Raw genomic sequence first — 10682 nt, 5'->3', positions numbered from 1 at the left:
TCGAACTGATCTATGGACGATGCGACTCATGCTGAAAAATAAAAAGCAATAATGGCTACAATGAGTAAGCTAGAAAAGTATTCAATATTAATTTGAACTGAACCTACATACAAATATGCTGAAGTGCAGATACTAGATCTGTACATGTCTAACTTTATTTAAATATTCACTATATAATAAAAGCAACGACCAATAAATCATATATTTTTTTTTCTTCCGATCTTGATTTATTAGATCTACTTGTTTCAACAACAAAGGCTCAATATCCAAAAAGACAAAAGCTGAACATCATCTACCATATTAACAGATCAATGGCGCGCATTAGCAATGGGTTATTTAGGAGATCCCAATGTCAAACACTAACTATTGACGCTTTAGCAGAAAAGTAGTTTCAGTTTTAAAAATGCGGTATCCGTAACACCAGTTTGTACACCGTATCGGGTTGCATTGATGACGGGCAGGTATCCTACTCTACCGGGAATGCTTTTAAACGATTTACATCTACCGGACAAGAACTTTGCAGTGGTAGAGGTATTTGGTAATATCAGTATAATACGGGATATATAGGTAAATGGCATCTTGATGGTAATGGGCGGTTTTCTTTATACCCATCGGAAAAAGGCAAGGTTTTGATTATTGAAAGTAGCAGGATGGTGGACCACAATTATAACCATTCTCATTATTACAGGAAACTCCTGTGAAAACTTTTGGAATGGACAAGGGATGTGTTTGACTCAACAAAAGATGCAACAACAATACATTCCCGTACTCAATCAAAAAGTAGGTAGCCTTTTATGTTATTTGTAGCATTTGGTGCAACGCATTTTCCACACCAAACTGCACTGAAGGAATACTTGATCTCTATAACGAAAACACAATTTTCCTCCCACCTAATGTACTTGAATCATTGCAACAGAATGCTAAAAAAGAAGTAAAAGGATAGTTAAGAGAGCATTACTCCGCAATTGGAGAAAAGTATTACAGATATTCTATCTTACCATTGATGAAGAGTGAAATCGTGAAAATACAGTTTTTATTTTAACTTGATCATGGGGAAATGTTAGGTTCATAGGAGTTGACCTAAAATTAAAACAAGTCCCTTTTACAGAACCCGCCAACGTTCCATTTATATTAAGGTACTTGCTGATACTGGGAATATTGGTCGATTGGTACAATGCCAGTTAAGGCACCTGATATTTTTCCAACTCTTACTAGGTCTTTGCCATTATCCCCATACCTAATCGGTGTGAAGGAGATGACTTGTCCTCCTTCATTTGCAGAAATCAGGATGACCCATACTGTGCTGTTTTACATATGAATATTTCCCCCTATTAAACAGGAATATGCAATAGCTTATCGTGCCATAAAACCAATCAATATACTTATATCCGCTCCACCAATGGACCTTGGTTTCTATTGATGATAACAAGGACCCATCTTGATGAACAACAACTTCTTACTAATAAGTCTTTTGATAAAATCAGTGAAATATTAGACAATCTGATTGTCAGCCAAATTGCTCAAAAAACGGTGATGAAATTCCAAAACTGGTGCTTTCTACCTTAAAAAATGGGGATATCATACTAATTCCTACGGAATGTATTCCATATTTGGAGACAACTCATTCAATAACACCCAAAAAAATAACAATCAACTAAAAGACACCCTTCGAGATATTTAACAAGCTAAGATAACTTTATAAAAATATCGCCAAGCCAAACGAATTATGCAAGAGTATTGTAAAATGAAAAAGTTAAAAAATAAATTCCTTTAATCGGATTTATATTTTCCGATTTCTTTCATCGATTTTGCCACGGATAAGTAGTAAAATCAACTCTATACGCAGTATAGATGCTATTAAGCTAAAAATGCCTAATGTAATTATCGTTACTGTTGATGACATGACTTATAATTCTGTTGGTGTTTTCGGATGTGAGATCCCGGATATAACTCAAATATTGTCAAATTAGCAAGTGAAGGAATAAGATTTACGCACGCCTTTGTGTTAATACAGCCGTTTGCGCGCCTTGCAGACAATCTTTACAACTGGAAGATACCCTCATAATAATGGTGCAGAGGGGTTTGAGCCAATAAATGTGGATGTACTCAACACTTTCAGAACAACTAGGAAGTTGGATATATAAATGGAATTTCAGGAAAGGAAATTCATCATCAGCCGGTTGCGAAGTTTTTTGTTGGGATTTTATTCCTTCTACAGAGAAAGACTCTGTGTGGAGAAACGGATTCTCACGCAGTCTTACCCTTTTAAGGACTATTCAACTAAATTTTCGAGATGGCTAAAGCACAGAAAAGACCTTTTTCCTTCTTGCCAATTCGTATGATCCTCACAGACCTTTTGTAGGAAGTTCGGCAGATACTGCAACCTTTGGTAATATGCTGCCTACAGTGACACGCCAGTATAGCCCGTAAGATATTGATATACCTGGTACTTGCCAGACATTACTGAGGTGCGCAAGGAGATAGCACAATATTATGGATCAGTTTATAGGGCCGACCAGAGCATTGAGTTGTAGCTTAGATGCTTTGAAAAAGCGAACGTGAAGAAATACCCTCGTTATATTTTTAGTGACTATGGTTCTTCCGTTTTCAAAATCTCAATGCTATTTAACAGTGCAATAAACTCCCTTAATAAAAAACCCGTAATAAGATCGTAGGTCTGTACTCATCGATCAGTTCATTTTGTTTCAGAGAATGATTTAATGCCTACCATCTTGGAGGCTTGTTAGTCCTTCCGTTGGTACCAAATCTTGACGGAAGAAGTTATCTTCCTTTGCTTTTTAGGCAGAAAACAGTGAAATGAGAAATTTTGTATTTACAACCTTCTATCAAATATTTGCTAAAATACGCTATCCCAGGATGTCTCCAGGATAAAATTTTGGTTATATATACAATTTCTGGTCCGATGGCGAATTAAACATGTCAGGAGATGCAACAGGTGGCCTAACCTGGAAATCTATGGTTATAGCTGCCAAAAATGATCCTGAAATTGCAAAAACGTGTTGAACTGTACAGGCATAGAGTACCAGAAGAGTTCTATGATTTCAAGAATGATCCTGATGCGCTTAACATTTATAAAAGTATCCGACAGCCCACAAAAAAAGGGCTATGCTCCTCGTTACTCTTATAGGGCTGTCGGTATACTTTTATGTTGACCGACAAGCAGGTGGTAGTATCTAAGGTGTAAAGTATGGATGCATGATGTAGCCTAAGGTGGTGAGTTGTTATCATTTTTATTGGGTGTTGATGGGTTGTAGGCAATTTTAATTCATTTGAATGTTAAATTTATGATTTTTTTACCTTGTAATTTACGTATTTGATTACAATTTTGATTTTTAGAAATAGATTGCATAGCAAGTGCCTTTGCATATTAGAGGGTGTTGTTCTCTGGTCATCTTCTCGCAATTATGAATCGTCTTTCACACTGCACCAAGATCAGTGACAATTTTGACAATGAGGGGACTGGTTATACCATGTTATTCTTTTCTAATAATCTCACATGCCAAGGGACTTACTTTGCAGGATGATAAGGGAGATTTAAATAGTAAGAAATCTCTTTGATATTAGCTTTACGATTTCTATTACTGAGATAACCATAACTGCGGATTTTAGTAAATATTTAGGCAAAATATGTTGTTCGAACCTGCGGATAAACTCATTAGCCCCGAGTTCCATTTCTTTCACTTACCTCTGCTGTATAGTCTTTATAATCAAAATGTTACAGTATCAGAATTAATATCGATTTTTTGATTCTATTGTTAGTGATGGCTACCTTATGTGTATACCTTCCGAGATATTCGATGACTTGTTGGAGGCCCACCGAACGGTTTTTTCATAGACCACCCAATCTTAGAGTATAAAGGACTTATAAACTCCTGATATCTAAGTGAAATGGCACTGTTACATCTTGGTTAGCAATTAACTTTCCAATCCGTGCAGATATTTTGCTCTGAACACAATTGCCAGCTTTTACCGGGAAAGAAATCATCCTTGTTTCGTACTGCGTTTTTCCATATCATTCCGTCTTTGGTTTTTATCATACCACCTCCACTAACTATGCAATGAAGATGGGGATGAAAGCTAAGTTGCTGCCCTCAGGTATGCAAAACAGCCAGAATGCCAGAATAGCCTCCTAAATGCTTTGGGTTCTTTGCAAAATCAAGGAGTGTTCGGCAGTCGCATCAAAGAGCAGCTTGTATGCAAGTACTTTACGATTACCCAATATTTCACTATTTAGTTCATGTAAAGTGAATACTATATGGTAGTAGCTAATCGCAATAATTCACTTCTCCGGATCATCAACCCACTGTTCTTTGCATCGAACCACAAGCAGGGCAGTGGCGGTTTCGGCAACTGTGGTACTGGTATTTTAATTTCATGCAGTCGTTATTGTTGCATTTATACAAGTGGTAGTTGTTGTGCAGTCCTGCAACTCTTAAGTTGGTTGAGGACATGCTCGACATGAGGATTTTTTGAATGAGTATGATATTTTATTTAATATGGACTGAACAGTGGCTACCTTTGGGCTGCAGTTAAGGTATTCATGGCGTTTGGTCGGGCTTTTATTAATATGGGAGATCATTGCATCAAACGGATTCATGATTTGATTTAGACGCTTATTACTCAAATGTAGGTATTGAGTGGTTTGAGATAGATGACTATGGCCCATCATCTCCTGTACGACTTGCAAATCTGCACCGTTATCTACCAGATGTTAGCGAAACTATGCCTTAGTGTATGAACCGTATAATTTTTACTCCTAATCCGATTTTTGCTAATGTCTTTTGAAGAATAAACTGAATAGACCGAACTGAATATTTCCATAGCAGTTCTATAGCCATTAAATAAATAATTAACAGGTTTGTAATATAAATAATAAGTTCGAAGCTGGACAAAACTAATGGTGATAAGGGTACAAATCTGTCTTTTTCCTTTTCCATTCACAATTTATCCGCATGAGCTTACTGTCTATATCGATAAGTTTAAGGTTGGTAATTTCACTCACACGCATTCCTGTACTGTATAAAAGAATGATCAACGTTTTTGTTTAACATTTTTATTGTGGAAATAACATTAAAAACTTCCTGTTCTTCCATAACAGGAGGCAGCTTGACTATGAGCCGCAAATAATATACTTGGTATTTTGTAAGGTTTATTCTGAACTTGCCTGAAAAAGAAAGCAAAACTATTGGCTGCCATTTTTGATTTGACCTCTGCTACAATCCTAGCGTTTTATTCAGATAAATGAGATAATTAAGCGAGTCTTCATAGGTAATTTGAGACGGCCTGACATCTCCATAATAGCTGAAGGTATCGAGTTCACTTAAATAACTTCGAATGGTTCCGGGGCCATATTCACCTAGATTTAAAAGGTCTTTGGTGCGTTGCAATGCATTGATTGCATACTGCGATAAGTTTTTTTCTGTATATATAAATTTTTAGCTTAACAAGATAAGCCAAAATTTAAGGCAAAACCCGTTGCGAAGCAATGTTGGTTCAACAACCTGATAGATGATCCATCATATGCTGGTGAAATACAAAAGTTTCGTGATAGAATGCTTGAGGTGATGAGCGATTGTACTGATCCAGCGTTGCAGGCTTTCAGAGACAAAGATAAGACGGGGAATAAAGGAATTTATGATCCAACAAAAAATAAAGTCTAGTAAAACTGGACATTTTGCAAATTTCTGAAAATAGAAAACATTTACATTTTATGTGCTATTTCAAAAGTATACTAAAGTTAATTATTAATCCAAAGCATGTTTAAAATAAATGATATGAGATAAAAGGACTTTTTAAAGAATGTTGCTTTTGCAGGTTTAGGCGGAACGATGAGCTTTGATGGTATTGCTCAAGCCGTCAAAAACGTTTCTGCTGTTCCTTTAACAGAATTATCCGGAGATGAGGATTTCTGGGCTATTATACGCAAAGGTTATAAGCTTAAACCCGATTTTATTAATCTTGAAAACGGGTATTACAATTTTATTCCTGAACAGGTATTGGAAAAATTTATTGAACATGTAAGGGAGGTTAATTATCATGGTTCCTATTATATGCGAAATTTCCGAGTTAAAACCAGGAAGTCCATGGCGGCAAAACTTGCCGAAGTTGCTGGTTGTTCTCCTGATGAACTGAGCCTCACCAGGAATACCACGGAATCGCTCGACCTGGTAATCAGCGGGCTCGACTGGAAAAAGGCGATGAAACGATAATGGCTGAACAGGATTGTGGTTCGATGCGCAGCATGTTTAACCAGGTTTCAAAAAGATATGGTGTAATCAATAAAGTTGTGTCAGTACCGAATATCCCTCAATCAGATGATGAGATCGTGAATCTGTATGCATTAGCCATTACAAAAAAACAAAATTGCTGATGGTCTCCCATATGATCAATATAACCGGGCAGATATTACCTGTCCGAAAATATGTGATATGGCGCACAAGAGCGGAGTTCAGGTAATGGTTGATGGTGCGCATTCATTTGCACATTTTAAATTCTCTATCGAGGACCTTCATTGCGATTATTTCGGTAGCAGCCTTCACAAATGGATGAGTGTTCCACTGGGTTGCGGAATATTATACGTAAAGAAGGAAAATATTGGAAAGGTATGGCCACTGATGGCGGAAGGTGAAAGAAAGCCAGATGATATTTCACGGCTTGGCCATATCGGAACAAATCCTGCACATACCGATCTTGCCATTGGGGATGCAATTGATTTCTACAACATTTTGGGTGCAGAAAGAAAAGAAGCCAGGTTAAGATTTTTACAATATTACTGGACGGCAAAAGTTCGGGACCTTCCCATGTGCTGGTAAATACACCAGCTGACCCGGCTCGTGTTTGCGGTATTGCAAATGTTGGGATCAGGGAATGAAACCGGCTGATATGGCTGATACATTGTTTAAAAGTAAAATCTATACGGCTCAAATTAATGGCTCCGGGGTGTATGGATGCCGTATAACGCCCAATGTATATACAAGTACAGAAGAACTCGATGTACTCATAAATGCCTTAACGGAAATGAAATAATATACATCAACCTTTTATCACCTTCATTTAAAATTTAATCACGTGAAATTTAATAAATCTTCTTTAATCCTTTTGTTTGTTCTTCCTGTTTTCGTATTGGCACAAACAGAAAATATTGACCAGGCCGTAATGGCCAAAATAAGAAATGAAGGATTACAAAATTCCAAAGTAATGGATATCGTATTTCAAATTACTGAAATGAGTGGCCCAAGGTTACCAATTCCGCCGGATTTATGCGTGCTGCCAATTATGCTAAAAACCAATTCACACAATGGGGATTGGTTAATTCCAGATTGGATCCGTAAGATTTTGGAAAAGGATGGGATTTGAAAAAATCATATGTAGCGATCTTATCACCCTTGGTACAGGTCACTTATAGCCTACCCAAAAGCCTGGTCATCTGGCACAAATGGACCTCAAACAGGTAGAGTGCTATTAATCTCAGCTAAAGATTCCAGCGAACTGAATGCATATCGTGGAAAACTTAAAGGAATGGTTTTGATAGTCGATGATCTGATTCATTATGAACCAGATTTTAAACCAAATCCTGAGCGTCGTACCGATGAAGAACTGCAAAAATTAAGTGAAGTGAAAGAGGCAGAGGATATGGCCACTTTACGCAGAAGGATGGAAAGAAACAGAGCTCAAAATGGTATTTCAAGGGAAGTGCTCATTGCTCTAAAAGAATGGCTATCAAAGAAGACGTAACAGCTTTATTAAGCTCAGCTGCGGATAATAATGGTGGGACCGTGTTTGTACTGCAGGCTGGTCCTTTTAAAATCTCTGATCCGGCCAATTTTTTGGACATTGCTATCGGCCTGGAAGATTACAATATGTTAGTTCGTTTATTAAGAAATAATACACCCGTGAAAATGGAAGTAGATGTAAAAACGACATTCCAGACAAAAGATACCAAAGGATATAATGTGATAGCAGAAATACCTGGTGTGGATCCTAATTTAAATGACGAAATAGTCATGCTCGGTGCACATCTTGACTCATGGCCTGCAGCTAATGGTGCTACAGACAACGCAGCAGGAGTCAGTGCCATGATGGAAGTAGTACGTATATTAAAAGCTATCGGCATACAACCCAGGAGGACTATTCGTATTGCTCTGTGGAGCGGAGAAGAACAGGGACTATTGGGGTCAAGAGGATATGTCAAGAATACGTTTGGTGATTTCGCCACCATGAATTTATTGCCGGCCTACGATAAACTGTCAGCCTATTTTAATTTAGATTATGGCACCGGAAAAGTACTTGGAATCAGCTTGCAGGGGAATGAAGCAGCCCGTCCCATTTTTGAAGAATGGTTAGCACCGTTCCATGATCTTCGGGCCAAAACAGTTACATTACAAAAACTAGGCAGTACTGATCATGTATCGTTTGACGCGATTGGACTACCGGGGTTTCAATTTATCCAGGATAGATTAAGATTCCAGCACAGTAATATGGACAGCTACGATCATTTGAGTGCTGATGATCTCAAACAATCGGCTACTATTGTGGCTGCATTTGTATACAATGCTGCGATGCGGGATCAGAAATTACCTAGGAAAGAATTACCAAAATCGAACTCTATAGATCCGACATCAGGTTTTAAGAGGCAGTAGCTTCCACTTTCTGTAAACTGGCTAATAAAATATATTGATAATAATATTATAGATATAGAAACTATTGAGACACTATCAGATTTCGAACTCCCTATGGACAATCGTGATTATCATGAGGCAGGCCGCCAATGATTCAACGATTCGGTTGCCGAATATGATTTTGATGAGATATAACAGAGATAAGGTTTTGCCACTTATGTTGCTAAGCGATTTATAAACTTGCATAACGAGTAGATGCTATTAATAGCCACCTTGTGAGTTGCCGCAAAAGTGTTTAAAAATTAGCGCTCAAAGAACTTTTATGTTGAAGATTTTTAACTTAGTCATTAAATACTATTAAGAAAAGGATAGATTCACAGAATTTTTTAAGTACCTTTTTCTGATTAAATTTATGAAAATGAAAAATACATTTTTGATTATTTTCTTATTGTATTTGGCGTGTTCAGGTAGTTCCCAGGTTGATTCCAATGCTAACGGTAAGAAACCGAATGTGTTGTTTATTGCCGTGGATGATTTGAATGATTGGATTAATACCAATGCCTGGACGGGCCGGCCAGGAATAAAAACACCAAACTTTAAACGTTTAGCAGAAATGTCGATGTCGTTTATAAACTGCGAAGTACCATCACCAGCATGTGCACCTTCGAGAGTAGCGATTATGACAGGTGTTCATCCGGTCAAGTCCGGCATTACCGGATGGAGACATCCGGAATGGCGAAAAGTTCCTGCACTTCAAAAAGTTGAAACTATTGAACAATTTTTCAAAGCAAGAGGCTATATCACGCTCGGTGGAGGGAAAATTTACCATACTCTAGCACCTCCAAGGTATATTGGCAATCAGTCCGAGGCCCGGGGCTGGGACTTTTATTTTCCTAGTGCTCAAATTCCTATTCCCTACCAGGTTAGGGCTCCTAAAGAGAGTATAACCATTAATAATGTGACGGAGATTCCACAACCTGATTATTTCTCGTGGGGGCCAATTCCTTTGGAGGAAAAATACATGGCCGATTATCAGATTGTTGATTGGGCAAATTATGAGTTATCCCAACCTCACGATAAACCATTTTTCCTGGCAGTAGGTTTGACTAAACCTCACGATCCATGGGAAGTCCCACAAAAATATTTTGACCTTTATCCCATTGATTCCATTCGTGATGTTGAAATAAAGAAAAATGATCTTACAGATGCATGGAATCACGGAAGAAGGCCTCTGGATAAGTTTATAGTCGACAATAAACAAACAAAGAAAGTGATTCAGGCATACATGGCAACCATCTCATTCACAGATGCAATGCTGGGCAGACTTTTAGATGGTTTTGAAAAATCACTATATAAAAAATAATACAATTATTGTGTTGTGGTCTGATCATGGTATGCACATGGGCGAGAAAGAAAACTGGGAAAAATTTACTCTTTGGGAAAGATCTTTGCGAGCCCCTTTATTCTTTATGGTCCCGGGTATTACCGAGGCAGGATCATCAACCCATGTACCGGTTGGAACAATTGATATCTTTCCAACTTTGGCTGAACTCATTGGTGAAAAGACCCCTTCATATTGCGATGGGGAGAGCCTTGTACCTATGTTTAAAGATAAAGCCTTTAACCATAAACCAGTCCTTTCTACTTATGAATTAAAAGATTCTATAAATGATAAGCCATACGATGCATATACTATTCGAACCGAGCGATATCGCTATATTTATTACCCTCCCAGTGGATTGGAAGAGCTCTATGACCATGATATTGATAAAAATGAATGGAACAATATTGCATACAAACCTGGTAATAACAAATTGATTATTGATCTGAGAGGGCTATTATTGCAGCAAGTTCCAAATTTAACCTGGAGCAACAATGTGCCTAAAGGATATAAGTTACTAGAAGACGGCACCATTCAGAAGCTGAATTATATACCATTAGAATATTTAAAACAGATAAAGTGGTGGTTGTAATTTAAATTTAAAGTTGAAAATAGTTCTGATAATTTTTGAATTTTGATTTTAAAAGATTTCTACGATTGGG

6 protein-coding genes and 3 pseudogenes are annotated in these 10682 nt (G+C 37.5%); 4 read left to right on the top strand and 5 right to left on the bottom strand.

The features are described 5' to 3' along the window. Positions 1–3736: 3736 nt before the first annotated feature. The 5 genes and pseudogenes from IPJ09_21100 to IPJ09_21080 all read right to left on the bottom strand — a co-directional run bounded on the left by IPJ09_21100 (position 3737) and on the right by IPJ09_21080 (position 5056). Positions 3737–3838, bottom strand: a complete 102-nt coding sequence (locus IPJ09_21100; GenBank protein MBK7373873.1) for a transposase — start codon at positions 3836–3838, stop codon at positions 3737–3739. Between the two features lie 91 nt (positions 3839–3929). Continuing rightward, positions 3930–4076 (bottom strand): hypothetical protein, encoded by a 147-nt coding sequence (locus IPJ09_21095; GenBank protein MBK7373872.1) that lies wholly within the window; start codon positions 4074–4076, stop codon positions 3930–3932. Positions 4077–4316: 240 nt separating this feature from the next. After that, positions 4317–4472 carry a transposase zinc-binding domain-containing protein gene (locus IPJ09_21090; GenBank protein MBK7373871.1) on the bottom strand — a complete coding sequence of 52 codons (156 nt, stop codon included), beginning with the start codon at positions 4470–4472 and terminating at the stop codon, positions 4317–4319. Next, positions 4454–4842 (bottom strand): annotated as a pseudogene (locus IPJ09_21085) (tyrosine-type recombinase/integrase). The gene IPJ09_21090 and the pseudogene IPJ09_21085 overlap by 19 nt, the downstream one beginning before the upstream one ends. A gap of 73 nt (positions 4843–4915) precedes the next feature. Beyond that, a complete protein-coding gene (locus IPJ09_21080) occupies positions 4916–5056 on the bottom strand; it encodes a tyrosine-type recombinase/integrase (GenBank protein ID MBK7373870.1) in 141 nt (46 codons plus the stop codon). A gap of 739 nt (positions 5057–5795) precedes the next feature. Between IPJ09_21080 and IPJ09_21075 the strand changes: the two are divergent. The 4 genes and pseudogenes from IPJ09_21075 (at position 5796) to IPJ09_21060 (ending at position 10612) form a co-directional block, all read left to right on the top strand. Continuing rightward, positions 5796–7047 (top strand): annotated as a pseudogene (locus IPJ09_21075) (aminotransferase class V-fold PLP-dependent enzyme). Between the two features lie 129 nt (positions 7048–7176). Next, positions 7177–8660 (top strand): annotated as a pseudogene (locus IPJ09_21070) (M20/M25/M40 family metallo-hydrolase). Positions 8661–9057: 397 nt separating this feature from the next. Then, entirely contained in the window at positions 9058–10002 is a 945-nt protein-coding gene (locus IPJ09_21065; protein MBK7373869.1) for a sulfatase-like hydrolase/transferase, read from the top strand. Further along, complete coding sequence (locus IPJ09_21060) at positions 9977–10612, top strand: sulfatase-like hydrolase/transferase (GenBank protein MBK7373868.1); 636 nt, start codon at positions 9977–9979, stop codon at positions 10610–10612. The genes IPJ09_21065 and IPJ09_21060 overlap by 26 nt, the downstream gene beginning before the upstream one ends. The last annotated feature ends 70 nt before the right edge of the window (positions 10613–10682 follow it).

The sequence above is a fragment of the Saprospiraceae bacterium genome (genome assembly GCA_016709995.1).
GTDB lineage: Bacteria > Bacteroidota > Bacteroidia > Chitinophagales > Saprospiraceae > JADJLQ01.
The sequence above is the reverse complement of the archived record's forward strand: the minus strand, read 5'-3'. Positions and strand labels throughout refer to the sequence as shown.

What these genes read in the sequence shown, in the direction of transcription:
- IPJ09_21065 (MBK7373869.1), top strand. Translation starts at nt 9,058, where the DNA reads ATGAAAAATACATTTTTGATTATTTTCTTATTGTATTTGGCGTGTTCA.
- IPJ09_21090 (MBK7373871.1), bottom strand. Translation starts at nt 4,472, where the DNA reads ATGTCCTCAACCAACTTAAGAGTTGCAGGACTGCACAACAACTACCAC.